20 protein-coding genes are annotated in these 23,223 nt (G+C 67.4%); 8 read left to right on the top strand and 12 right to left on the bottom strand.

Going from position 1 to position 23,223, the window contains the following annotated elements:
* Nucleotides 1-25: 25 nt before the first annotated feature.
* Genes AC07WS_RS08080 through AC07WS_RS08060 form a run of 5 tightly spaced genes read right to left on the bottom strand, consistent with a single transcriptional unit; the run spans nt 26 to nt 6,946 of the window.
* Complete coding sequence (locus AC07WS_RS08080; protein WP_494728540.1) at nt 26-484, bottom strand: AraC family transcriptional regulator; 459 nt, start codon at nt 482-484, stop codon at nt 26-28.
* 14 nt (nt 485-498) lie between these two features.
* Nucleotides 499-3,633 carry an efflux RND transporter permease subunit gene (locus tag AC07WS_RS08075; protein WP_494728539.1) on the bottom strand — a complete coding sequence of 1,045 codons (3,135 nt, stop codon included), beginning with the start codon at nt 3,631-3,633 and terminating at the stop codon, nt 499-501.
* 9 nt (nt 3,634-3,642) lie between these two features.
* Nucleotides 3,643-4,806: an efflux RND transporter periplasmic adaptor subunit gene (locus AC07WS_RS08070; protein ID WP_494728538.1), complete on the bottom strand. Its 1,164-nt coding sequence runs from the start codon at nt 4,804-4,806 to the stop codon at nt 3,643-3,645.
* Nucleotides 4,807-4,820: 14 nt separating this feature from the next.
* Entirely contained in the window at nt 4,821-6,251 is a 1,431-nt protein-coding gene (locus AC07WS_RS08065) for an efflux transporter outer membrane subunit (RefSeq protein ID WP_494728537.1), read from the bottom strand.
* A gap of 2 nt (nt 6,252-6,253) precedes the next feature.
* The gene (locus AC07WS_RS08060) at nt 6,254-6,946 is read right to left on the bottom strand and encodes a CerR family C-terminal domain-containing protein (protein WP_494728536.1); all 693 of its coding nucleotides are present in this window, start codon (nt 6,944-6,946) and stop codon (nt 6,254-6,256) included.
* 167 nt (nt 6,947-7,113) lie between these two features.
* Between AC07WS_RS08060 and AC07WS_RS08055 the strand changes: the two genes are divergently transcribed.
* Nucleotides 7,114-8,568, top strand: a complete 1,455-nt coding sequence (locus tag AC07WS_RS08055) for a DUF1800 domain-containing protein (protein ID WP_494728535.1) — start codon at nt 7,114-7,116, stop codon at nt 8,566-8,568.
* Nucleotides 8,569-8,587: 19 nt separating this feature from the next.
* Nucleotides 8,588-9,868, top strand: coding sequence for a DUF1501 domain-containing protein (locus AC07WS_RS08050; RefSeq protein ID WP_494728534.1), 1,281 nt, complete (start codon nt 8,588-8,590; stop codon nt 9,866-9,868).
* A gap of 158 nt (nt 9,869-10,026) precedes the next feature.
* Here AC07WS_RS08050 and AC07WS_RS08045 read toward each other — a convergent pair whose 3' ends face one another.
* Genes AC07WS_RS08045 through AC07WS_RS08035 form a run of 3 tightly spaced genes read right to left on the bottom strand, consistent with a single transcriptional unit; the run spans nt 10,027 to nt 12,662 of the window.
* Nucleotides 10,027-11,382 (bottom strand): hybrid sensor histidine kinase/response regulator, encoded by a 1,356-nt coding sequence (locus AC07WS_RS08045; RefSeq protein WP_494728533.1) that lies wholly within the window; start codon nt 11,380-11,382, stop codon nt 10,027-10,029.
* 54 nt (nt 11,383-11,436) lie between these two features.
* The gene (locus AC07WS_RS08040; RefSeq protein ID WP_494728532.1) at nt 11,437-12,195 is read right to left on the bottom strand and encodes a 2OG-Fe dioxygenase family protein; all 759 of its coding nucleotides are present in this window, start codon (nt 12,193-12,195) and stop codon (nt 11,437-11,439) included.
* An 8-nt stretch (nt 12,196-12,203) separates the two neighbouring features.
* The gene (locus AC07WS_RS08035) at nt 12,204-12,662 is read right to left on the bottom strand and encodes a MarR family winged helix-turn-helix transcriptional regulator (protein ID WP_494728531.1); all 459 of its coding nucleotides are present in this window, start codon (nt 12,660-12,662) and stop codon (nt 12,204-12,206) included.
* Between the two features lie 117 nt (nt 12,663-12,779).
* Here AC07WS_RS08035 and AC07WS_RS08030 point away from each other — a divergent pair, with 117 nt between their 5' ends.
* Nucleotides 12,780-13,895 carry an HD-GYP domain-containing protein gene (locus AC07WS_RS08030; RefSeq protein ID WP_494728530.1) on the top strand — a complete coding sequence of 372 codons (1,116 nt, stop codon included), beginning with the start codon at nt 12,780-12,782 and terminating at the stop codon, nt 13,893-13,895.
* 16 nt (nt 13,896-13,911) lie between these two features.
* Complete coding sequence (locus tag AC07WS_RS08025; RefSeq protein WP_494728529.1) at nt 13,912-15,837, top strand: CHASE domain-containing protein; 1,926 nt, start codon at nt 13,912-13,914, stop codon at nt 15,835-15,837.
* Here AC07WS_RS08025 and AC07WS_RS08020 read toward each other — a convergent pair.
* Together AC07WS_RS08020 and AC07WS_RS08015 are read right to left on the bottom strand one after the other, a co-directional pair.
* Nucleotides 15,828-16,643 carry a sugar phosphate isomerase/epimerase family protein gene (locus AC07WS_RS08020; RefSeq protein WP_494728528.1) on the bottom strand — a complete coding sequence of 272 codons (816 nt, stop codon included), beginning with the start codon at nt 16,641-16,643 and terminating at the stop codon, nt 15,828-15,830. The two genes, AC07WS_RS08025 and AC07WS_RS08020, sit on opposite strands and share 10 nt — an antisense overlap.
* Nucleotides 16,643-17,482, bottom strand: coding sequence for a phytanoyl-CoA dioxygenase family protein (locus AC07WS_RS08015; RefSeq protein WP_494728527.1), 840 nt, complete (start codon nt 17,480-17,482; stop codon nt 16,643-16,645). Before AC07WS_RS08015 ends, AC07WS_RS08020 begins: the two co-directional genes overlap by 1 nt.
* A gap of 107 nt (nt 17,483-17,589) precedes the next feature.
* On the opposite strand from AC07WS_RS08015, the gene AC07WS_RS08010 reads away from it, so the two are divergent.
* On the top strand, nt 17,590-18,534 hold the full coding sequence (locus tag AC07WS_RS08010; RefSeq protein WP_494728526.1) for a LysR family transcriptional regulator: 945 nt from the start codon (nt 17,590-17,592) through the stop codon (nt 18,532-18,534).
* A gap of 49 nt (nt 18,535-18,583) precedes the next feature.
* Here AC07WS_RS08010 and AC07WS_RS08005 read toward each other — a convergent pair whose 3' ends face one another.
* The gene (locus AC07WS_RS08005) at nt 18,584-19,648 is read right to left on the bottom strand and encodes a M29 family metallopeptidase (protein ID WP_494728525.1); all 1,065 of its coding nucleotides are present in this window, start codon (nt 19,646-19,648) and stop codon (nt 18,584-18,586) included.
* Between the two features lie 163 nt (nt 19,649-19,811).
* Between AC07WS_RS08005 and AC07WS_RS08000 the strand changes: the two genes are divergently transcribed.
* The 3 genes from AC07WS_RS08000 (at nt 19,812) to AC07WS_RS07990 (ending at nt 21,196) form a co-directional block, all read left to right on the top strand.
* A complete protein-coding gene (locus AC07WS_RS08000; protein WP_494728524.1) occupies nt 19,812-20,258 on the top strand; it encodes a hypothetical protein in 447 nt (148 codons plus the stop codon).
* Nucleotides 20,259-20,296: 38 nt separating this feature from the next.
* A complete protein-coding gene (locus AC07WS_RS07995; protein ID WP_494728523.1) occupies nt 20,297-20,767 on the top strand; it encodes a cache domain-containing protein in 471 nt (156 codons plus the stop codon).
* Nucleotides 20,768-20,842: 75 nt separating this feature from the next.
* Complete coding sequence (locus AC07WS_RS07990; RefSeq protein ID WP_494728522.1) at nt 20,843-21,196, top strand: F0F1 ATP synthase subunit B family protein; 354 nt, start codon at nt 20,843-20,845, stop codon at nt 21,194-21,196.
* Nucleotides 21,197-21,199: 3 nt separating this feature from the next.
* On the opposite strand, the gene AC07WS_RS07985 is transcribed toward AC07WS_RS07990, so the two are convergent.
* Nucleotides 21,200-23,212, bottom strand: coding sequence for a tetratricopeptide repeat-containing diguanylate cyclase (locus AC07WS_RS07985; RefSeq protein ID WP_494728937.1), 2,013 nt, complete (start codon nt 23,210-23,212; stop codon nt 21,200-21,202).
* Nucleotides 23,213-23,223: the final 11 nt, after the last annotated feature.

The following is a 23,223-nucleotide window of genomic DNA, read 5'->3' as shown; positions in this document are numbered from 1 at the left end:
GTAAGACCGGCGGATGTTGCGTGGCTTACTTGACCGGAATGCACAGCTCCGCTTCGAACACGCCGGTGGCCGGGTCCATCGCGTAGTCGGCCGGATAGCGCTCGAAGCAGGAGCCGGCGACCACCTTGCCTTCGGCCTGCAACTGGCCGAAGAACTCGCCCCATACCTGCGGCACCTGGTCGCCCGTGCCCTTGAACCTGGCGACGGCATAGCGGCCGCCAGGAATGGTCGCCTCCTTGGCCGGCTCCTTGACCGGATAGTCGGCCGACACTTCCACGCAGGCGTCGTAGCGGCACTGCTCCGGCGGCGTGGTGCCCGGATCGTCCTGCGCCACGCCGTAGGTGACCTTGTTCACCAGGCCGAAGGCCTTCTGCCACGGCGTGAACACCTCCTTCCAAAACTCGCCGATCGGCGCGCCGAACGGGCCTTTGTAGCGCAGGTACGCTACTCGCACCGCCGGCAAATCCTTGACTTCATATTCCATGATGATCTCCTAAGTTAGTGGCCACCGCCGGCGACCTTGCGCAGCGGCGGCGCGGTTGCTTCAGGCGCCGGCGCCGGTTCGCGGCGCAGCTTGCCCATCAGGCGTTTGAGCAGATGTTCCAGATCGTCGATGTAGGTGAACACTGCCGGTATCACCAACAGGCTCAGTAACGTCGACGTGATCAAGCCGCCGATCACCGTGATCGCCATCGGCGAACGGAAGCTCGGATCGGCGCCCCAGCCCAGCGCCAACGGCATCATGCCGGCGCCCATCGCGATGGTGGTCATCAGGATCGGGCGGCTGCGCTTGTGGCAGGCGTCGACCAGGGCTTCGAAACGGCTCATGCCTTCCTGACGCGCCAGAATAGCATAATCAACCAACAAGATTGAGTTCTTTGTAACGATCCCCATCAGCATGATCAGGCCGATCATCGACGGCATCGACAGCGCGCGGCCGGTGACCAGCAGCGCCACGAAGGCGCCGCCGATTGACAGCGGCAGCGCGAACAGAATCGTCACCGGCTGCATGAAGTCCTTGAACAGCAGCACCAGCACGCAGTAGATGCAGACCACGCCGATCAGCATGGCGATGCCGAAGCTGGCGAACAACGACGCCATCTCCTGGGTGTCGCCCAGCTCCGCGATTCGCACCGACGGCGGCAGGTTCATCATGGTCGGCAGCGCGCGCGCCTCGGTGTTCACCTCGCCCAACGAGCGCTTGCCCAGCTCCACTTCCAGCGTCACGTTGCGGCTGCGGTTGAGGCGATTGATCTGCGCCGGGCCGCTCTCCATCGTGATGGTGGCGACGGTCGCCAGCAGCACCGGGCCGTTCTTGCCCGGCACCGTCAGGCGGCCGATCGCTTCCAGGTCGGCGCGCACGGCGTCCGGCAGCTTGACGCGGATCGGCACCTGGCGTTCCGGCAGGTTCATCTTGGTCAGGTCGGTGTCGTAGTCGCCGGCGGTGGCCACGCGCACCGTCTGGCCGATGGACGCGGCGGTCACGCCCAGGTCCGCGGCCTTGGCGAAGTCCGGCGTGACGATGATCTCCGGCCGCACCAGCGAGGCGCTGGAGCGCACGTTGCCTACGCCTTTGAGCGTGCGCATTTCGCGCTCCACCTTCTGCGCCGTTTCCTTCAGCGCCACCGGGTCTTCGCTGCGCAGCACCAGCTGCATCTTGACGCCGTTGTCCGGCGGGCCGACCTTGAAGCGGGCACCCGGAATGGCGCTGAGCTTCTGGCGGATTTCGCCTTCCAGGTCGGCCATCGATTCCTTGCGGTCGTTGCGGTGCGCGGTGGTCAGCGTCAGCACGGCGTTGCGCGCCTCGGCCGCGGTGCCGGGGGCGAAGGCGTCGCCGCTGGAGCCGCCGCCGATGGAGCTGAACACCGCCTTGATGCCTTTGACTTCCATCGCGGCCTTGCGGGCGCGCTCGGCGACCACGCGGGTTTCGGCCAGCGTGGAGCCGGGCGGCAGTTCCAGGTTGATCTGGGTCTGCGCGCGGTCAGCGGCCGGCACGAAGCCGGTCGGCAGCAGGCCGACCAGCATGATCGAACCGATGAAGAAGGCCGCCGAGGCGATGGCCGTCACCAGCCGGTGCGACAGGCACCAGCGCATCACGCGGATGTAGCGCGTCATCAGCCAGCCGTCTTTTTCCTCGGCGTGGACGACCGGCTTGAGGATGTAGGCCGCCATCATCGGCGTGAGCAGACGGGCCACCACCAGCGACGCCAGCACCGCCACCACGGCGGTCCAGCCGAACTGCTTGAAGAACAGGCCGGGCACGCCGCCCATGAAGGCGGTCGGCAGGAACACGGCGACCAGTGCGAAGGTGGTGGCGATGACCGCCATGCCGATTTCGTCGGCCGCTTCCATCGCCGCCTCCATCGGAGTTTTACCCATGCGCAGGTGGCGCGCGATGTTTTCGATTTCAACGATGGCGTCGTCCACCAGCACGCCCACCACCAGCGCCATCGACAGCAGCGTGACGGTGTTGAGCGTGTAGCCGAACAGGTACAGGCCGAGGAAGGCCGGCATCACCGACAGCGGCAGCGCGGCGGCGGCCACCAGCGTGGCGCGCCAGTCGCGCAGGAACCACCACACCACCAGCACCGCCAGCAGCGCGCCCTCGTACAGCAGCTCCATCGAGCCGTTGAAGTTCTCTTCGACCGGGAAGGCGTTGTCGATCACCGGCTTCAGTTCGACGCGCGGATTGGCGCGAGCCAGTTCGGCGACGGCGGCGCGCGCGCCCTTGGCGACGGCCAGTTCGCTGGCGCCCTTGGTGCGGAAGACTTCAAAGCCGATCACCGGCACGCCGTCCTGCAGCGCGATGGCGCGCGGCTCGGAGACGGTGTCGGTCACGGTGGCCACCTGGTCGAGGCGCACGCGGCGGCCGTCGGTCAGCGGCAGTTCGATCGCGGCCAGCGAGGCCGCGCTCTGCACGGTGGCGATGGTGCGCACCGATTGCTCGGCGCCGCTGACGTCGCCGCGTCCGCCCGGCGCTTCCTTCTGCACCAGGCGCAGTTGGCGCGACACGTCCAGCGCCGACACGCGCAGCGCGGCCATGCGGGCGTCGTCGAGCTCCACGCGGATCTCGCGCTTCACGCCGCCCACGCGCTTGACCGCGCCCACGCCGGGCACCGCCAGCAGGCGCTTGGAGACGGCGTTGTCGACGAACCAGCTCAGTTCCTGGTTGTCCATCTTCTCGCCGGGCGTCTTGGCCGCTGCGGCGGTGAAGGTCATGATCACGCGGCCGGCGGTGGAGGCCTTGGTCACGGTCGGGTCGCGCAGTTCGGCCGGCATGTCGGCCTTGACGCGGGCCACGGCGTCGCGCACCTCGTTGACGGCGTCGGAGATCGGCTTCTCAAGAATGAATTCGACGGTGGTGGTGGACACGCCATCCAGCACCGTGGTGTAGATGTTCTTGATGCCTTGCAGCGTGGCGACCGAATCCTCGATCTTGCGTGCCACTTCGGTTTCCAGCTGGGCCGGCGCGCTGCCGTCGAGCGTGGCGGTGACGGTCACGATGGGCAGTTCGATGTCCGGGAAGTCCTGCACCGGATTGGCCTTGAAGGCCAGCAGCCCGGCCAGCGTGAGCAGGGCAAACAGCATGATCGCCGGGATCGGGTTCTTGATCGATAGGGAGGAGAAGTTCATGGCGCGTCCTTACTTCGCGGCCAGCTTGGCGGCCGGCGCGGTCTCGGCGACGTTGTGTACCAGGTCGCCGTCGTTGAGGAAGCCGGCGCCGCGCACCACCACCTGCGTGTCGGCGGTCAGGCCGCCCAGCACCTCGATGCGGTCGCCCAGGCGGCGGCCCGGCTGCACCTTGATCTGGCTGACATGCTGGTCGGCGTTGAGGCGGAACACGAAGCTGAAACCGTCGCGCACCACGATGGCCTGCTGCGGCACCGTCATCGCGTCCGACGTGCCCAGTTCGAACTGGCCGCTGGCGAACATGCCGGCCTTGAACGGCGCGTCCTTGGCGCCGGCGCTGGCCGGCAGGTCGACGTAGACCAGCGCGGAGCGGGTCTGCGCATCGACGGTCGGCGCGATCATGCGCACCTTGCCGGTCACCTCGCTGCCGTTGGCGGCCTTGACGACGGCGCCGGTGCCGGTCTTCAGGTTGCGCAGGTCGGAGGCCACCACTTCGGCGCGCCATTCCAGGCGGCCCTGGCGGATCATGCGGAACAGCTCCGTGCCGGGGCCGGAGACCGCGCCCACGGTGGCGTTGTTGGTCCGGGCGGAGATGATGCCGCTGTCCGGCGCCACCACCTTGGTGTACTTGAGGCGCAGCTGCTGGCTGGCCAGCGCCGCCTTGGCCGAGGCGATGCGGGCGTTGGCGGTCTGCTCGGCGGTGGTGTATTGGCTGATCTGCTGCGCGCTCAGGGCGCCGGTGTTTTGCAGCGTGCGCGCGCGGGCCGCGTTGGCGACGGCGTCGGCGGCGTTGGCTTCGGCCTCCTGCACGGCGGCCCTGGCCTGGGCCAGGTCGGCGTTGACGGTATCGGCCGAGAACACGGCCAGCACATCGCCAGCCTTGACCACGTCGCCGACGTTGACGCGCACTTCGGTCAGGCGCAAGCCGTTCGTTTCGGTGCTGACGCTGGCCTCCTGCCAGGCGGCGACGTTGCCGTTGGCGGCCAGCTTGATCGGCAGGCGTGCGGCCGAGGGCTTAGTGGTGGTGACGGTCAGCGCCGGCTTGGCGGTTTCCGCCTTCTTGTCGTCGGCGGCCTGGGTGGCGGACGGGTAGAACGCCATGCCGGCGCCGCCGATGACGAATACCGCCAGCAGTGCGTAGGCGACGGGCTTCAGATTGGTTTTCAGGTTATTCATGTTGGCTCTTGTCCTTAGTTGGCGCTGGCGACGGCGGGGGCGCCGTCGGTCGGGGCGGTCCAGCCGCCGCCGGCCGCGCGGTACAGCGCGACCCAGGCGGCGCTGCGTTCGCGCTGCAGGTTGATGACGGTTTGTTCGGCGCCCAGACGGGTGCGGCGCGCGTCTTCCAGTTCGAACAGGCTGGCCAGCCCGTTCTTGTAGCGGTCTTCCACTGCGGTGAAGTTGACGCGGTAGCCGTCCAGCGCGGCCTGCGCGTCGGCAGCGCGGGCACCGGTGGCGTCCAGATTGACCAGCGCCTGTTCGACTTCGCTCACGGCCTGGCGCACGGCGGCGCGGTAGCTGGAGACGGCGGCGTCGTAGCGGGCGCTGGCCGCGTCGACGTTGGCGCGGCGCTTGCCGGCGTCGAAGATCGGCAGCGACATCGAGACCGGGCCGATGGTCCAGGTGTCGGTGCCGGTGTTGACGCCGCCGGCGCGGAAGTTGCCGTAGCCGATGGAGCCGGACAAGGCCAGGCGCGGATAGCGCTGCGCCTGCGCGCTGCCGACATCGGCGCTGGCGGCGGTCACTGCGCGTTCGGCGGTGAAGACGTCGGGCCGCTGGGCCAGCGTTTGCGCCGGCAGTTCAGCGATGGCGATGGTCGGCGCAGTGGCGGCGGCGCCTGCGGCGGCAGATGCGCCGTCGGCCAGCTTGCGGCGCAGCTCAGGTTCGGCGACGGCGGTCAGCGCCACCAGCGCCTTGACGTTGATGTCGCACGCGGCGCGCTGCGTGAGGTAGCGGTTGCTGCCGTCGGCCGCGCTGGCGCGGGCCAGCGCCAGGCTGGCCGGCGACTGGAAGCCCGCCTTGGCGCTCAGCTCCGTCAGGCGCGCGGTGTCGGCGCGCGAGACGGCGTCCTGCTTGGCCACGGCCAGCAGCTGCTCGCAGGCGCGCAGGCCGTAGTATTGGTTGGCCACTTCGGCCGCCACCGAGACGCGGGCATCGTGCCAGCCGGCGTGGGCGCTGTCCAGGCGCGCTTGCGCCGCGTCGCGCGCGGCGCGGTTGCCGCCGAACAGATCGATCTCCCACGAAGCCTGCAAGGCCGCCTGCGAGGTGGTCCCCATCGGCAGCGACGATTGCTGGTTGGAGCGGTTGACGCTGGCCGTCGCGTCCAGCGACGGCGCCAGCGCGGCGCCGGCGGCCACGCGCTCGGCGCGCGACTGCGCGATGCGCGAACCGGCCGTGGCGACGGTCGGGCTGACCGCCTGCGCCGATTCGATCAGCTGCACCAGCAGCGCGTCGGCCTGGCGGCTCCACCACGTGGCCAGGTCGGCCTGGCTGCCGTTGTGCGGCAACGGCGCCTGCCATTGCTGGGGCGCTTGCGCAGCCACGTGCGGCGCCGGCGCCTGCGTGGCGCAGGCGCTCAGCGACGCGGCGATGGCCAATGCCGCCGTGCGTAGGAATATCTTCATAGTCATCCTTGTTGAAGTTTGGATTTCTCGGCGAGCACCAGGGCTTCGGCAAAGCCGACCAGGTACTGCGCCCACGTTTCTATCGCTTCCGGTCCATCCAGCAGGTGCGGCGTGATCGAGGCGATGATGTCGCGTCCGACCATCATCTGCACGGCCATGCCGACCAGCGCATAGGCCAGCCGGTGCACATCGTCGGTGGGCCGCTCCAGGCCCAGGTGACGGCACAGGGCCTCGACCAGCGCCAGGTGCTCCGGCTTGATGTTGTTGTCGATCTCCTGCTGCCACAGGCCAGTCGGCTCCAGCATCTCCCGGTAAAACAAACGCAGCATCAGCTGCGCATCGCCGCCCGCCGTCAGCGGCGCCAGCATCTGCCGGTAGTAGCCTTCCAGCGTCTGCCGCAGCGTGAAGTGCGGCTGCGCGAACTGCGCGATGTTGTCCGGCTCCGGCTGGCACATAAAGCTGAAGCAGGCGTGGTACAGCCCCGCCTTGTCGCCGAAGTAGTAGCTGATCGCGGCGACGTTGGCATTGGCCGCCTGGGCGATCTCGCGCGTCGAGGTTTTGGAAAAGCCCTGTGCGGCAAACAGGCGCATGGCCGCCAGCAGCAGCCGCTCGCGCGACTGCTCGCCGTCGGAACGTGGCTTGCGGCCGTCGTCGGCTGGCTGGCTGGTATCGGTGGAAGTGTGTTTAGCGTTCATGGGCGGCATTACAACACATAATTTAAACGATTGATATAACTAAATCAGTTGTTTAATTTATTTGTGAAGCAACGCTAACAGCCGCTTACAACCGATACATGGCAGTCGTTTGAGGGGCAACAATATTGCGTTATAAAGTAAATATATTTTTTGACAGGAGTGCCGCCATGAATTTCTCCCGCTGGATCGCCGTGGCCGCCGTGGCTGCCTCCGCGACCGCCGCCATCGCCGCCGAGCCGCTGACGCCCGAGCAGGCCGCCGCCCATGTGCTCAACCGCATCGCCTACGGCCCCAAACCGGGCGACATCGAACGGGTGGCGCAGATGGGCGTGCAGCGCTACATCGACACGCAGCTCAATGCGGGCATGCCGCTGCCGCCGGCGCTGAGTGCGCGCCTGGCCGGCCTGGATGCGGCGCAGGAGCCGGCCGGCGTGGTGATGAAGCGTTACCTGGAAGTGCGCGCCATGGCCAAGGACGAATCGGACGGCGACAAGTCCAAGCGCCGCGAGGTGGTCACCGCCATCGCGCAGCAGACGGCGGAGGCGCGCATCGCCCGCGCCGTCGACAGCCCGAACCAGCTGGAAGAGGTGATGGTCGATTTCTGGTTCAACCACTTCAACGTCTTCTCCGGCAAAGGCGTGGACCGCGCGCTGATCGCCAGCTACGAGCGGGACGCGATCCGCCCCTACGCGCTGGGGAATTTCCGCGACCTGCTGGGCGCCACCGCCCACCATCCGGCCATGCTGTACTACCTTGACAACTGGGTCTCCACCGCCAACGGCTACGTCCCGCGCGGCAGAAAGCAGGGCGGCCAGAAAGCCAAGAGCAGCGGCCTGAATGAAAACTATGCGCGCGAGCTGATGGAGTTGCACACCATGGGCGTCGACAGCGGCTACACGCAGAAGGACGTGACCGAGCTGGCGCGCATGCTGACCGGCTGGACCTACGACAACCGCGAGCTGTTGAAGCGCAACCGCACCTTCGTCTTCGATCCCGCGCGCCACGACCGCGACGACAAGGTCTGGCTGGGCCGCCGCATCAAGTCCGGCGGGCAGGAGGAGGGCGAGTACGCACTGGACGTGCTGGCGATGCTGCCGGCCACCGCGCATCACCTGAGCTACCAGCTGGCGCAGTACTTCGTGCAGGACCAGCCGCCAGCGGCGCTGGTGGACCGCATGGCCAAGACCTACATCGACAGCAAGGGCGACATCCGCAGCGTGCTGCGCACCCTGTTCGCCAGCGCGGAGTTCATGGCGCCGGAAGCTGTGGGCGCGAAGTTCAAGACGCCGTATCAATACGTGATCTCGGCCGCGCGCGCCAGCGACACGGCGCCGTCGGACATCAAGCAGACATTGGGCGTGTTGAACCGCCTGGGCATGCCGCTGTACGGTTGCCAGACGCCGGACGGCTACAAGAACACGCAGGACGCGTGGCTCAATCCCGATGCGCTGAGCCGCCGCATCGCCTTCGCCACGCAGCTGTCGCCGGCGCTGGACGCGCAAGCCTTGCAGGCCACGCTGGCCGGTTCGATCTCGCCGAAGACGCGGGACGCGATCGCCGGCAGTCCGCCGCCACTGCGCGCGGCCATGCTGCTGGGCAGTCCCGATTTCATGCAGCGCTAACCACCTGACGGAGAACACCATGCAACGCAGAGACTTCCTCAACGCGCTGGCCGCCGGCGCCGGCCTGATGATACCGCTGGGCCGCCACGCCTGGGCCGCCACCGCCGCTACCGGTGCCACGCCAAACGCCGACGCCACCGGCCGCAAGCTGATCGTGGTCATGCTGCGCGGCGCGGTGGACGGCTTGAACGTGGTGGCGCCGGTGGCCGACGCCAACTACGCGCGCCTGCGTCCGACCATCGCGCTGGGCCGGCCGGGCGAGGACAACGGCGCGCTGAACCTGGACGGCTACTTCGGCCTGCATCCGGCGCTGGCGCCGTTGCTGCCCTTGTGGGAGCAGAAGAAGCTGGCCTTCATCCACGCCAGCGGTTCGCCGGACGCCACGCGCTCGCACTTCGACGCGCAGGACTACATGGAATCGGCCACGCCCGGCGTCAAGAGCACGGCGGATGGCTGGATGAACCGGCTGGTGGCGGCATTGCCCGGCACCGCCACGCCGACGCGCGCGTTGAGCATCGGCCCGACCATGCCGCGCATCCTGTCGGGCCACGCGGCGGCGGTCAACCTGGCCAACGGCGCGGCCGGCACCAAGGCCAATGTGCTGGACCGGCCGGCTGTGGGCAAGGCCTTCGACCAGCTGTACGCGGACAACGCGCGCTTCGGCGCCGCCTACCAGCAGGGCCAGGATGCGCACCGGGAAGTGATGGACGCGGCGGCCGGCAAGATGGCCGGCGGCGGCATGGGAGGATCGATGTCGGCGGAGATGCAGGCCGCGAACGGCGGCGCGCCTTTGCCGAACGGCTTCCCCGACGACGCGGCGCGGCTGGCGGCGTTGATGCGCAACGACCCCAATATCCAATTGGCCTTCGTGGCGCTGGGCGGCTGGGACACGCACGCCAGCCAGGGTTCGGCGCGCGGCCAGCTGGCCAACCGTCTGCAGCCGCTGGGACAGGGGCTGGCGGTGCTGGCGCAGCGGCTTGGGCCGCTGTTCGAGCAGACCACCATCGTGGTGATGTCGGAGTTCGGCCGCACCGCGCGCGAGAACGGCAACGGCGGCACCGATCATGGACATGGCAATGCGATGTGGGTGTTGGGCGGCGGCGTCAAAGGCGGCAAGGTGCTGGGCGACTGGCGCGGCGTCGGCGACGCGGAATTGAACGAAGGCCGCGACCTGCCGGTGACGACCGATTTCCGCACCGTGCTGGCCACCATCGCCGAGCGCCACCTGCGCCTGGGCGACAAGCAGCTGGTGCAGGTATTCCCGTCGCTACCGCGCGCCGGGCGGCTCGATCTCGTCTGACAAAAAAAACGCCCGCTACCTTGACGGTGCGGGCTGAATTCCAATGTTCAGCGAACGGTTGGAGGAGACAGTTCCAACTATATGCCGATTCATGTTGCAGTGCAATACCGTAGAACTACGGTGTCCAAGTTTCTACAGTATAAAAAAGTCAAGCCGGATCAGGCGCTGCGCAGCGGCAGCGCCAGCGTGAACGTGCTGCCCTGCCCGAAATCGCTCTTGAAGAACAGCGAGCCGCCGATCAGGTTGGCCAGGTTCTGGCACAGGTACAAGCCCAGCCCCGCGCCTTCCGCGTGCCGGGTCGAGGTGGAGTCCAGCTGCGAGAAGGCCTGGAACAGCTTGGCCTGGTCTTCCTCGCGGATGCCGGCGCCGCTGTCGGCCACCGAGAATTCGATGGTGTCGTGGCCGTCGCCCGGCCGCTTCGACAGCGCCACCCGCACCTGGCCCGATTCGGTGAACTTGATCGCGTTGTTGGCCAGGTTGAGCAGGATCTGCGTCAGCGCCCGGCGGTCGGTCTGCAGCACGATGGCGTCGTCGGCCAGCGTCACCTCCAGCCCCAGCCCCTTCTGCAGCGCCAGCGGCCGCAGCGTGTCGACCACGTCGTTGACCAGGTGCTGGCACTGCACCGTCTCCAGCTCCAGCGTGACCTTGCCCGCCTCGATCTTGGCCACGTCCAGGATGTCGTTGATCAGCGAGAGCAGGTGGCGCGCGCTGGTGCGGATGGTGTTGAGCTGCTTGTCCTGCTCGTCCGTCAGCGGGCCGGGCAGCTTCATCAGCAGCGCGCCGGTGAAGCCGATGATGGCGTTGAGCGGCGTGCGCAATTCGTGCGACATGTTGGCGATGAAGGCCGACTTCATGCGGCTCGCCTCGGCCAGCTCCAGGTTCTTGAGCGCGATCTCGCGGTTGATGGTCTCCAGTTCGCCCGCGTGGTGCGCCAGCCGCATGTTCAGCTCGATCACCTGGCGCTCGCGCGCCTGCAGCTCGCTGTTGACCTGCACCGCCTGCTCGTAGGTGGAGATCAGCAGGTCGAGGATCTGCTGGCGCTCGGCGTTGATGAAGTGCTTCTGGTCGCCCAGGTACAGGGCGATGCCGATCTCCATGTTCTGGTTCTTGCGCAGCTTCTGGTTCATCAGCATGTGGCCGATGCGGTTGAGCAGGTAGTCCTCGGCGTAGGGCTTGCGGATGAAGTTGTCGGCGCCGCACTCGATGCCGCGGATGATGTCCTTCGGGTCCATCAGCGACGTCACCAGGATCACCGGGATGTCGCGCAGGTCGGGGTCGGTCTTGATGGCGCGGCACAGCGTGTAGCCATCCATCTCAGGCATGACGATATCGGACAGCACCAGGTGCGGCTTGCGCTCGCGGATCGCATCCAGCGCCAGCTGCCCGTTGGCGGCCACGCGGGCGCCGTAACGCATCGACTGGATCAGCCGGCGCAGACGCTCGGCCTGGGTCGGACTGTCTTCAACGATGAGGATCTCGATTTCGTCGGGCTGGATTTCGTAGCTGGTGTCCACAGACGACCCTCCTGAATGCGTTTTAGCTGATATGACTATATCGGATTTAGCCCTTCAGGGGGGACTTTCCTGTCCCTGGAAGCCGCCCGCGCGCCAGGTCAGCACCAGCGTGTCGCGATGGCCGTGGTCGGCCAGCGGCTGGATCGGCGTCGATTCGTGGATCACCGCGGCGTCGTCCAGCAGCAGCATGGTCCACGGTTCGGTCATCGTGAAGCGCTTGCCGTTGGGGCCATCGGCTTCAAAGATGCGAGTCTCTCCGCCCTTGATCCCGTCGCGCCCGACCAGCAGCACGGCGACGAAATCGACGCCGTCGCGGTGCGCGCCTTCCGGCGTCGGCCGGCCGATGCCGTCGGTGGTGTCGATGCGGAACTGGTGCGCCTCGACATACCACGGCGCGCTGCTGCGGCCGGTGTTGCCGCGTGCGGCGCTGCACAGCTGGCCGATGCCGCGCACCAGCGCCTGCCACGCCGGCTGCGCCACGGTGGCCGGCAGCATCGGCGCGAACAGGCGGTTCATGCCGCCGTGCAGGGCGTTGTATTCCAGCGGCTGCCAGTGGGCGCGGTGCGGCGACTGCGTCAGTTCGGCGCCGTCCTGCACGAAGCACGAGTGGCGCCGGCGCCGGTAGCGGCCGCCGTCCTTGAGGTAGTTGTCCAGTTCCAGCGCGTCCCAACTGGGCGCCAGCGCGTTGAGCTCGGCCAGCGTCACGCCGGCCAGCGCCGCTACGTCCTGCGGCGGCATGACTGCGTAGCCGTCCTTGCGCAGCGCCTCGGCCAAATGGAGGGGATGGGTGTAGATCGGGTTGGAGGTCGTCATCGGCGCGCTCAGCTGGCGGACATCAGGCTGGTACGCAGCGCGTCGAGCTGCTGCTTCATGCCGACCACTTCGTCCAGCGTGCACCTGGTCGCTTGCAGGATGGAGGGCGGCAGCTTGGCCGCCTCGTGGCGCAGCGCGTCGCCGTGCGGCGTGAGCGAGATGATGACCTGGCGCTCGTCGTTGGCGGCGCGGGTGCGGGTGAGCAGCTCGGCCTGTTCCATGCGCTTGAGCAGCGGCGTCAGCGTGGCCGAATCGAGGAACAGGCGCTCGCCCACCTCCGACACGGTCAGCTCGTTTTTCTCCCACAGCACCATCATCACCAGGTACTGCGAATAGGTCAGGCCGAGGCCGCGCAACAGTTTGCGGTACAGCTTGCTCATCGCGAGCGAGGTCGAGTACAGCGCAAAGCACAGCTGGCCGTCCAGCTGGGGCACGGCGGAAGGGATGGGGGGTGTTTTGGTATCCATGTGCACAGTATAGATAGTGCACTATACAATTGCAAGCTAGCCGAGAAAAATGTTTTGCAGGCAAAATCCCTCGGTTATGATGCTATCGACACAGACCAATAGCGGGAGTAGGGGCGGATGAACATCAAAAAAGCCATCGTGCTCGTGGCCGACGAGGCGGCGGACAACCTGATCCTGATGCATGGGCTGCTGCAGGACCAGTACGAGGTCAAGCTGGCCAACAGCGGCCGCGCCGCGCTCGACATCATGCAGCAGGTGCCGCGCCCGCACCTGGCGGTGCTGGACGCCGCGCTGCCCGACATGGACGGCTACAGCGTGTGCCAGCAGCTCAAGTCCAGCCCCGACACGGCCGACATCCCTGTCATTTTTCTGCAACGCCACGCCGACGAGGCGCGCGCCTTCCGGGCCGGCGGCGCCGACGTGGTGCACAAGCCGATCGCCGCCGACGTGCTGCGCGCGCGGGTCGACACCCATCTGCAGCTGCGCCATTCGCGCGAGCTGCTCAAGCAGCAGCGCAACCTGCTGGAGCACGTGGTCGAGGAAGTGACGGCGGAACTGAGCCAGATGCTGGACGCGATGATCTGGGCGCTGGCCTCGCTGGCCGAGACGCGCGAATACGAAACCGCCAACCACCTGCGCCGCGTGCAGCACTACGTGGCCGCGCTGGGCCGCCAGCTGCAATCGCACAAGCGCTTCAAGGAGGAGCTGAGCGAGGCCAATATCAAGTCGCTGTTCAAGGCCGCGCCGCTGCACGACATCGGCAAGGTGTCGATCCCGGACGCCATCCTGCTCAAGCCGGGTCGCCTGACGGACGAGGAATTCGCCGTGATGAAGCTGCACACCGTGTACGGGCGCGACGCCATCGTCAACGTCGAACACCATCTGGGCTACACCAACACCTTCCTGCGCTACGCGCGCGAGATCGCCTGGTCGCACCAGGAGAAGTACGACGGCTCCGGCTATCCGCAAGGGCTGGCGGGCGACGCCATCCCGATGTCGGCGCGGCTGATGGCGGTGGCCGACGTCTACGACGCGCTGATCTCCAAGCGCGTCTACAAGCCGGCCTTCACCCACGAGACGGCGATGGAGATGATACGGCAGGGCAGCGGCGAGCATTTCGATCCCGACGTGGTCGACGCCATGCTGACCATCGAAGAGGAATTCATGGCCATCGCCGAACGTTACAGCGACCATCCGGCCACCGGCAGCGCAGCGCCGGACATCGCGGCATAGACGCCGCCGCCATGCCATGCGATCGCGCGGCTACCTGGCGTTCATCGTAGGTATCTGCGTCACCGCCGCCACCTGCGGCCTGGTGATCATGACGCAGCGCCAGCAGGTGCAGGCGAACTTCCAGCGCGACGCCGAGAAGGTGGCGCACGACACCGAGGTGCGGCTGCAAACCTACTTCGACGTGCTGCTCGCCATCAAAGGCATGTACGCGCTGGAGCAGGACATCGACCGGCCGCGCTTCCACCGCTTCGTGGCGGAGCTCAAGCTGGACCGGCGCTATCCCGGCTTCCAGGCGATCCAGTTCGTGCGCGCCGTGCCGCAGGCGCGCCTGGCGCCGTTCATCGCCGCCGTCCGGGGCGACGGCTCCATCGAGGCCGGCGGCTATCCCGATTTCCATGTGCATCCGGCCAGCGTGCGCGATCCGCACTTCATCATCGAATACACCGTGCCGCTGAAAGGCAACGAGAACGCCTTCGGCCTGGACCTGTCGGCGCTGCCGCCGCACCTGAAGGCGCTGGAGCTGGGCCGCGACACCGGCGAAATCGTCGCCACCGAACGCATCACGCTGGTGCAGGACTCCAGCGGCGAACCTGGCTTCGTGGCGCGCGCCCCGGTGTACCGCGGCGGCCAGCTCTTGCAGACGGCCGATCAGCGGCGCGCCGCGCTGGTCGGCTTCGTCGCCATCGTGTTCCGCGTCGGCACGCTGATGCGCGAGGTGATCGACGGGCCGCTGCTGGAGCACCTGCACGTGCGCATCGACGACGACGGTTATTTCGATCTGAAGGAAGTCCGGACGTCCGGCGCCGACACGCTGCTCTACAACAGCGCCGGCATGGCGGGGATACGCCGTCCGCGCGGCGAGCCGCTGGAAGGCCTGGCGTCGCAGAAGGAGCTGATGGTGGGCCAGCGCCGCTGGCTGATGCGCTTCGAAGGCTATGGCGGCGGGCGATACAGCAGTTCGCCGCTGCCGGTGCTGCTGATCGGCGTGGCGGGCTTCATCATCAGCGCGCTGATCGCGGCGCTGCTGGTGTCGGCCCGGAGCGTGGTCGACGCCAAGCACGGGCTGGAATATAGCCTGGCCGAACTGGAACGGCAGAAGGCCAATGTGGAGCAGGCGCGCAGCGACCTGGCGGTGGTGGCCGAAACGCTGAAGCAGGCGCAGACCAACCTGCTGACGTCGGAGAAGATGGCGTCGCTGGGCGCGCTGGTGGCCGGCGTGGCGCACGAACTGAATACGCCGATCGGCAACAGCCTGCTGACGGCCAGCGCCCTGAGCGACATGGTACGCGATTTCGAACGGCGCCTGGCGGCGGAAGGGGGGCTGAAACGCTCGGTGCTGGAGGCGCACCTGCGCGACGCCCGCAAGGCGTGCGACATCATGGGCAGCTCGCTGACGCGGGCGGCCGATTTGATCACCTCCTTCAAGCAGGTGGCGGTGGACCAGGCCAGCGGCCAGCGGCGCCGCTTCCAGCTCGACGAGGTGGTGCGCGACACGCTGGCCACCTACGCGGCGCAGCTGCGGCGCAACGGCTGCGAGGCGCGCGTCGATGTGCCGCCGGGACTGGAGTTCGATTCCTATCCGGGCAGCTTGAGCCAGGTGCTGAGCAATTTGATCGGCAACGCGCTGCTGCACGGCTTCGACGGCCGCGAGCACGGCGCCATCGCGATCGAGGCGCGGCGCGAAAGCGTGGACACGGTGAGGCTGACGTTTTCCGACAACGGCGTCGGCATGAGCGCCGGCACCCTGCACAAGATATTCGATCCCTTCTTCACCACCAAGCTGGGACAGGGCGGTTCAGGGCTGGGGATGAATATCGTTTATAACATTGTGACCGGCGTGCTGCGCGGGACCATACGGGTCGACTCCAAGCCCGGCGCCGGCACCACCGTCACGCTGATGCTGCCGATGCAGGCGCCGCACGATCCGGCGCTTCAGGCATAACGGCCGCGCAGCAGCTCCAGCATCGCCACGTTCAGCTCCCACGCGTTCGACACTTCCTTCTGCGTGTAGGGCAGCGTTTGCGTGTACGGCACCGGGCCGAATTCCGGCGTCAGCGTCATGCGCTGCGCGCCGGCGGCGCGGCGCAGCCGTATCACCTCGTCCCACCACGCCAGGTGCGCCTGCAGCGCGGCCTGCGCTTCCGGCGCGCGGAAGTCGGCCACCTGCGGCCCCTGCGGATGGCCGACGCGCGCGTGGATGTGGCGCACATGCGGCAGCGTGGCCGCCAGCGTGTGCGGCTGGTCTTCCAGCAGCGATTCGCAGGCGCAGCACCAGTGCGATAGGTCGGCCGTCAGCTCAAGCTCCGGCATCTGCTCCAGGTAAGGCAGCAGCAGCATCGGGTGGCCGCTGAAGCGGCTGCGGTGGATCTCGTGCACGACAGGCACGCCGTGCTGGCGCGAGATGGCGGCCGCCAGTTCCAGCAGCTCGCGGTTCTGCGCCGGCGTGAAGTAGTCCTTGCCGGTGTGCGAGTTCACGTGCAGCGGCCTGGCCGCGCAGGCGTTGTGCAGCAGTTCGGCCAGCGCGGCGCGGTGCGGCTCGAAGGTCGGGTGGAACACCGTCTCCCATTGGGCGGCGATCAGTTCCAGTCCGGCGGCGGCGATGCGGCCGGTCCAGTCGTCTCGGGCGGCGGCGTCCAGCGGCAGCGACATTTCGATGCCGTCGAAGCCGGCCTGCTTGACGCGGTCGATGAACACCTGCGGCGCCAGTTCGTTGTTGCCCCAATGGGCGGCGAAAATCTGAATCCGCATTACAGGAAGCCCCGCACCGGGAAGGCGGCGTCGCGCTGGATCCAGTTCTGCGGCGAGTATTCGGTGGCGCCGTCGGTCACGTGCAGCGTGTAGGCGTGGCGCGAGACGGCCGAGCGGTTCGGCGCGCTGTAGTGCGGCAGCAGGCCGTGGAAGCATACCAGGCTGCCGGCCTTGCATTCGAGCGGCACGGCGGTGCTGTCGTCCGGCCACGGCAGGTCGCTCAGCTTTTCCATGCGCACTTCGTCGCCATTGCGCAGGAAGCGTTCGCGCATCGGGCCGCGGTGGCCGCCCGGTTCAGCCCACATGCAGCCGTTCTGCAGGGTGGCGTCTTCCAGCGCGAACCAGAAGGTGGTCACGCTGACAGGATCGGTGTCGAAGTAGGTGGCGTCCTGGTGCCAGCGCACCTCGCCGCCGATGCCGGGCTGCTTGAAGATGTACATCGACTGCCACACCTGGGCGTCGGCCAGGCCCAGGTCGCGCGCCACGGAGGCCAGCCGCACGTCGGTGGAGAAGGCGCGGAACACCGGGTCCAGGTCGTGCATGGCGTGGCCGATCTTGTTGATCGACAGCGCCTTGTCCTGTTTCAGCCGGCCGTCCGGGCCGAAGGCCTCTTCCTCGAAGAAGCAGCGCACCGTGTTGTCGGAGCCGAGGAAGTAGTCGTCGTTGGTCTTTTCCTGTTCGACGGTGCTGAAGATGCCGGACCTGGCGCTGGGATCGAAATCGTTGACAATCTGCGCGGCGCGTGCGCGCAGCGCGGCGATCTCCTGCGGCGTCTTGAAGTTGGGCAGGACGATGTAGCCGTCCCGTTGATATTGTTGTTTTTGTGCGTCTGTCAGCATGGCGGGCTCCGAAGTGCGGGGATGGATGACGCATTGTAGGGCGCGCACCGGAGCCGGACAATCCGTAAAAGGTTGACACATTGTCTCCATAATGAAGACAATGTGATATGGATCAATTACGGGCAATGGAGATTTTCATCGAGGTGGCGCGCCAGCGCAGCTTCAGCGAGGCGGGCCGCCGGCTGGGGCTGACGCGCGCCATGGTCAGCAAGCATATCCTGCAGCTGGAGGACAAGCTGCAGGCGCGCCTGCTGCACCGCTCGACCCGCGAGGTGAGCCTGACCGACGCCGGCCAGGCCTATCTGGCGCCGTGCATGGCGACGGTGGCGCAGTCGCAGGAGGCGGCGCGGGCGCTGAGCCAGGCCACCCAGGCCGGCGCCGAGCTGGCGGGGCCCTTGCGGATACAGGCGCCGTCCAGTTTCGGCAGCGAGTGGCTGGCCGACGCGGTGGCGCGCTTCAGCGTGCCGCATCCGCAGCTCTCGCCCTTGCTGTACGTGGACGACGCGCTGCTCGATCCGATCGAGCACGGTTTCGATCTGACGATACGGGTGGGCGGCATCCCCGACGTGCACGCGCTGGCGATGCGGCAGCTGGCGCCGTGCCGCGGCGTGTTGTGCGCGTCGCCGGCGTATCTGGCGCGCCACGGCGTGCCGCAGGCGCCGCAGGATCTGCACCAGCACCGCTGTCTGCATTTCAGCCACCTGACCGACGGCACGCAATGGCACTTCGCGCGCGGCGCGGAGCGGCAGACGGTGCGGGTGCAGGCGGCGTTCACGGCGAACAACGGGGTGGTGCTGCAGCGGGCGGCGCAGCGCGGATTGGGGATCGTCTACAACACCACTTTCCTGGCGTGGCGCGCGCTGATGGAGGGCACGCTGGTGCCGGTGCTGACCGACTGGGAGCTGCCGCTCAATCATCTGAGCGCGCTGTATCCGGCCAGCCGTCAGCCGTCGGCCAAGGTGCGGGCGTTGATCGATTTCCTGGTGGCCGAATACCAGCCGGTGCCGCCGTGGGACCGTGAACTGGCCGCCGCCGGCTTGCTTGAGCGTTGACCCGCAACCCGGACGCCGGGGTCAGACCCCTTCGGGCCGCAGTGCGGGGTCAGGTAGCGACCCGCCAGGCGCCGTCTCGGTAGACCTGTTCGTCGTCGAGGTAGACCGCCTCGGTCACGGCGAACACGTCGACGTGGTAGCGCGCGTCCTTGCGCTTGAACTGCGGCTTGGCGTACACGCCGTGCTTGGCGCCCAGCGACAAGTGGATGCCGCACATGCGCTCGTAGGTGCCGATGTCGTTGACCATGCAGTCGCGCGAGAAGGCGCGGTTCATGCCGAAGCCCAGCTCGCGCAGCCAAACCTCGCCCTCGTGCGCGCGGATGATGGCGAGCATGTTGTCGAATTCCGGCGTGGCGTTTTCGGCGCCCACCACGCGGCCCTTTTCAACCACCAGCGTCACCGGCGTGGCCGGCTGGTTGACCAGGAACGAGGTGTCGCCGAACACGAAGATCCGCACCCGGCCGTTGACCGCCTCCAGCTCGCGCGCCTCGGTGAACACTTCGCCCAGCGGGAACTGGCCGCCGACATTGTTCATGCCGCTGTAGTCGCCGATATTGAGCTTGGCCGGTTCGAACGGCGAGCCGAACACCAGCCGCGCGCCGTCGCCGCTGTCGACCACGCCGCACCGCGCGCGGTCGATGCGCGCCTTGAGCGCGTGGCCCACGCCGCGGTAGTAGGCCGGGTCGTAGGCCAGCGAGGCGATGTAGTGCAAGCCCTGCTCGCCCGGCATGCGCGACAGGTGCACATGCTCGATCACCTTCAGCCCGCGCTTGAACAGTTCGATGCGGATGCGGAACGCCTCCAGCCGGAAGCTGGTCGACTGGATCAGCACCACCAGGTCGCCGGCGTGCAGGCGGGCGAAGGCGGCCAGCACCTGCTCCGGCGTGGTGCTGTCGAAGTCGACGAACTCGGCGTCCGGCACCACGCGGCGGTAGGCCTCGGTCAGCGCGCGGTTGAGGTCGGTTCGGGTGTCGTAGACGATCAGCGCGCCGTGCGGGGCGGCGTGTTCGATGGCCACCGCCAGCGTGGCGCGCACGTTGCGTTCGGCCGTGTCGACCGCGTGTTCGGGAATGGCGCCGAAGCGGGAGCTGGCGGGGAGGGAGGGCGGCGTCATGAGGCGGCGGTCAAAAGGGATCAGCCCGCATTATACGGGCAGAGCGGGCGCCATTACCCGCTACGCCACGCCGGCGCGGTTTCTCCTTGTATTGGGCTGGGACGCGATATAGAATCACAAATATAGCCTAGCAGCAACTCCGGCGACAACAACAGGAAGCGTGATGAGCGTAATAATGGGACAGGATTTGCCGCTGGAGCGACCGGACACCACCGGCCGAGCGGCGTTGTTCGTGCCGACCGCGAACATCAAGGAAGACGTGCTGGAGACGGTGCGCAAGGGCGCGGCCATTGTCGGCTTCGGCAACCACGACCGCACCCTGACCATCTACTACGAGAGCAACCGTTTCAACGAACCCAATCTGGCCAAATGGGAGCAGAAGGCGCGCAAGGCCTTCGAGCGCCTGGCGGAGAACCTGCCGACCGTGTCCAAGATGGTGAGCAAGCCCGAGAATTTCGAGCAGGTGGGCTACATCAGCAGCAAGGGCATCTTGATCCGCCGCATGGAAAAACTGATGAAGTGGCTGGAGGCGTCCGACGCCCTCGACGGCGCACCTGAATCGGAAAACATCGTTTTCACGCCGCCACCCCCGCCCAAGAAGATCACCTGACACCCGCCGCCGCGGCGCGCCAACCCCCTAGGAGACGCATGATGAAGAATCTGTTCCAGTTGTTGTTGGCCGCGGTACTGACCCTGAGCCTGACCGGGGTCGTCTCGGCGCAGGACGCGCCCAGGCGCGGCACCGCCGACGAGGCGGTGGCGATGGTCAAGCGCGCCGGCGAGTACCTGCAGAAGAACGGCAAGGACAAGGCGGTGGCCGCGTTCAACGATCCCAAGGGCGAGTTCATCCAGGGCGACCTGTATGTGTTCATGTTCGACAAGGCCGGCGTGGCGCTGGCGCACGGCCAGAACCCCAAGATGGTCAACAAGAACCTGATGGAGCTGAGCGCCGGCGGCGTCTACCCGATCAAGGAATTCCTCAAGATCGGCGCCAGCCCGGCCGGCAAGGGCTGGGTCAAGTACATGTGGCCCAACTCGATCAGCAAGAACCTCGAAGAGAAAAACACCTACGTCGAAAAGGTCGGCGACTACATCATCGGCGTGGGCATCTACAAATAAGCCCTCAGCGGCGCGCCGTTGCGGCGCCTGGCGTTGTATGCTGTCGGGAATGTTTGATTCCTTGAGGAGATGGCGATGACGGCGATGACAACGGTACGCGGCGCGGCCGCCGCTTTGGTGGTGCTGGCGCTGCTGGGCGGCTGCCAGAAGAAGGATGAATCGGCCCCGGGCCCGGCCGAGACCGCCGGTCGCAAGCTCGATCAGGCCACCGACAAGGCCGGCCGCCAGCTGACCGAGGCCGCGCAGCAGGCCAACCAGCAGATCACCGACGCCGCCAAGGAAACCAGCCAGCAGATCAACAAGGCCACCGAGGCCGCCGGCGACAAGCTCAATCAAGCCACCGAGCAGGCCGGCAAGAAGCTGGAACAGGCCGGCGAGAAGATGCAGGAAAAAGCCCGCGAACGCGAGGCGTCCAGCCCCGCCAAATAAGCGTCAGTGGCCGTTCTTCTGCGCCGCCTGCTTGAGCGGCACCACGTTGCTGTGCTCTGACGGCGACGGCGGCAGCGTTTCCGGCTCGCCGCCCAGCACCACGCTCAGGTCCACATAGCCGGCCCGCCACGCGCTCTCCAGATCCTGCTCGATCGCCTCCATCGTGGTCAGGTGGAAGTTCTCGAAGCCGCGCACGCCGTAGGCGCGGTTGCGCCCGTGCGACTTGGCCAGGTACAGCGCCATGTCGACCAGGTTGACCGCGCGCTCCCACGGCAGCGGCACGTTGGCCGGCGCCAGCGGGAACGGCGAGAAGCCCACCGACACGTTCACCGAAATCTCGTGCTCCTGGTAGCGGATCGCCTGCGAGGAGATGCCGACCAGGATGCGGCGCGCGATCTCGTCGACGCCATGGCGCGGAATCGCCGGCAGGAAGGCCAGGAATTCCTCGCCGCCCCAGCGCACGATCATGTCGGTCTCGCGCAGCACCACGCGCAGGTTCTCGGCGATCATCTTGAGCACGGCGTCGCCGGCCGCGTGGCCGTAGCGGTCGTTGATGTGCTTGAAGTGGTCGACGTCCAGCAGGAACAGCGCGCCGACGATGTCGTCGCCGTGCAGCGTGCGCTTTTCCACCGGCGGCTGGTCGCCGTGCAGCCGCTCGCGCATGAAGTCCTGGAAATGGCGGCGGTTGTAGAGCGAGGTCAGCGGATCGAGCGTGGACTGCGCCTTCAGCTCCAGGTTCTTCACCTCCAGCTGGGCGTTGGCGTGGCGCACCTTGCGGTACAACAGCCCGACCACCATCGACGCCAGCGCGAACACCAGGGCCAGCAGCCACCACACGCGCTGTTGCAGGCGGCGGTTGTCGATCTCGGCGCCCTTGACCTGGTTCTCCTTGCTCAGCAGCTGAATCTGGCGCTGCTTCTTCTCGGTCTCGTATTTTTCCTGCAGCTCCAGCACGGCCTGCCGGCGCTGCTTCTCGAACATCTCGTTCGACAGCGCGCGCTCGCGGTGGTAGGCCGACACCGCGCCCGCCAGGTCGCCCACCCGCTCCAGCGCTTCGCCATATTCGCGCAGGGCCGCTTGCAGATCGGGCTTGTTGTTCTCCTGCTCGTAGCGCGCCATGCCGGCCTCGTACTGCTTCTTGCCCTCGGCGATGCGGCCCATGCCCAGGTAGGCCTGGCCCAGGTTGACGCGGGCGGTGGCCTCCACCGATTTGTCGTTGGTCAGCTGGGTCGAGCGTAGCGACTCGGCCGCGTACTGGGCCGCGCGCGGATAGTCGTGTTCCTTCAGGTAGCTGTCGGCCAGGTTGACCAGGGTGACGCCTATCATGCGCTCCGCGCCCAGCTTGCGCTCCAGGTCCAGGCTTTGCAGCAGCGCGCGCAAGGCGCGCTTGGGCTGGCCCGAATCGATGGCCAGGCCGTATTCGGTGTTCTTGGCGATCGCCATGCGGCCGGGCGAGCGCAGTTTTTCGGTTTCGCTCAGCAGCTCTTCCAGCGCGGTGGAGGCCTTGTCGTAATCCTTCATCTGCGTGTACAGCGTGACCAGCGCGTTGAGCGCGCCGAACAGGATCACCGGATCGTCGTTCACCTGGCGCGCCATGTCGACGCCGTTCTGCAGCTTGACCAGCGCGGCGGGGAAATTGCCCAGCTCGGCATAAGTCTGGCCGACGCTCACCGCGATCTGCGAGCGCAGGGCCAGGTTGCTGCTGGTGGCGGCGGTCTTCTCGGCGTCGAAGGCCAGCTGGTGCGAGGCGTCGACCTCGGCGCGGTCGAACAGCACATAACCCTTGGCCATCTGGCCCTTGGCGACGATGGCGTCGTCGTGCAGCGATTTGCCGTAGGCGATCAGCTGGTCGGCGGCGGCCAGCGCGGCGTCGCTGTGGCCGGCGCGCATATTGGCCACGCTCAGCTGGTTGAGCAGCTCGGCCTGGGTGGCGGGCGGCGCGTTGGCCGCTTCCGCCTGCAGCTTGAGCAGCTGCGTCAGCGCCTTGTCCGGTACGAAGTTGCTTTGTTCGCGCACGTCGAGGATGC

This window comes from Duganella sp. GW821-FHT01E12 (assembly GCF_059422325.1).
The sequence above is the reverse complement of the archived record's forward strand: the minus strand, read 5'-3'. Positions and strand labels throughout refer to the sequence as shown.

What these genes read in the sequence shown, in the direction of transcription:
- AC07WS_RS08080 (WP_494728540.1), bottom strand. Translation starts at nt 484, where the DNA reads ATGGAATATGAAGTCAAGGATTTGCCGGCGGTGCGAGTAGCGTACCTG.
- AC07WS_RS08075 (WP_494728539.1), bottom strand. Translation starts at nt 3,633, where the DNA reads ATGAACTTCTCCTCCCTATCGATCAAGAACCCGATCCCGGCGATCATG.
- AC07WS_RS08070 (WP_494728538.1), bottom strand. Translation starts at nt 4,806, where the DNA reads ATGAATAACCTGAAAACCAATCTGAAGCCCGTCGCCTACGCACTGCTG.
- AC07WS_RS08065 (WP_494728537.1), bottom strand. Translation starts at nt 6,251, where the DNA reads ATGAAGATATTCCTACGCACGGCGGCATTGGCCATCGCCGCGTCGCTG.
- AC07WS_RS08060 (WP_494728536.1), bottom strand. Translation starts at nt 6,946, where the DNA reads ATGAACGCTAAACACACTTCCACCGATACCAGCCAGCCAGCCGACGAC.
- AC07WS_RS08055 (WP_494728535.1), top strand. Translation starts at nt 7,114, where the DNA reads ATGAATTTCTCCCGCTGGATCGCCGTGGCCGCCGTGGCTGCCTCCGCG.
- AC07WS_RS08050 (WP_494728534.1), top strand. Translation starts at nt 8,588, where the DNA reads ATGCAACGCAGAGACTTCCTCAACGCGCTGGCCGCCGGCGCCGGCCTG.
- AC07WS_RS08040 (WP_494728532.1), bottom strand. Translation starts at nt 12,195, where the DNA reads ATGACGACCTCCAACCCGATCTACACCCATCCCCTCCATTTGGCCGAG.
- AC07WS_RS08035 (WP_494728531.1), bottom strand. Translation starts at nt 12,662, where the DNA reads ATGGATACCAAAACACCCCCCATCCCTTCCGCCGTGCCCCAGCTGGAC.
- AC07WS_RS08030 (WP_494728530.1), top strand. Translation starts at nt 12,780, where the DNA reads ATGAACATCAAAAAAGCCATCGTGCTCGTGGCCGACGAGGCGGCGGAC.
- AC07WS_RS08025 (WP_494728529.1), top strand. Translation starts at nt 13,912, where the DNA reads ATGCGATCGCGCGGCTACCTGGCGTTCATCGTAGGTATCTGCGTCACC.
- AC07WS_RS08020 (WP_494728528.1), bottom strand. Translation starts at nt 16,643, where the DNA reads ATGCGGATTCAGATTTTCGCCGCCCATTGGGGCAACAACGAACTGGCG.
- AC07WS_RS08015 (WP_494728527.1), bottom strand. Translation starts at nt 17,482, where the DNA reads ATGCTGACAGACGCACAAAAACAACAATATCAACGGGACGGCTACATC.
- AC07WS_RS08010 (WP_494728526.1), top strand. Translation starts at nt 17,590, where the DNA reads ATGGATCAATTACGGGCAATGGAGATTTTCATCGAGGTGGCGCGCCAG.
- AC07WS_RS08005 (WP_494728525.1), bottom strand. Translation starts at nt 19,648, where the DNA reads ATGACGCCGCCCTCCCTCCCCGCCAGCTCCCGCTTCGGCGCCATTCCC.
- AC07WS_RS08000 (WP_494728524.1), top strand. Translation starts at nt 19,812, where the DNA reads ATGAGCGTAATAATGGGACAGGATTTGCCGCTGGAGCGACCGGACACC.
- AC07WS_RS07995 (WP_494728523.1), top strand. Translation starts at nt 20,297, where the DNA reads ATGATGAAGAATCTGTTCCAGTTGTTGTTGGCCGCGGTACTGACCCTG.
- AC07WS_RS07990 (WP_494728522.1), top strand. Translation starts at nt 20,843, where the DNA reads ATGACGGCGATGACAACGGTACGCGGCGCGGCCGCCGCTTTGGTGGTG.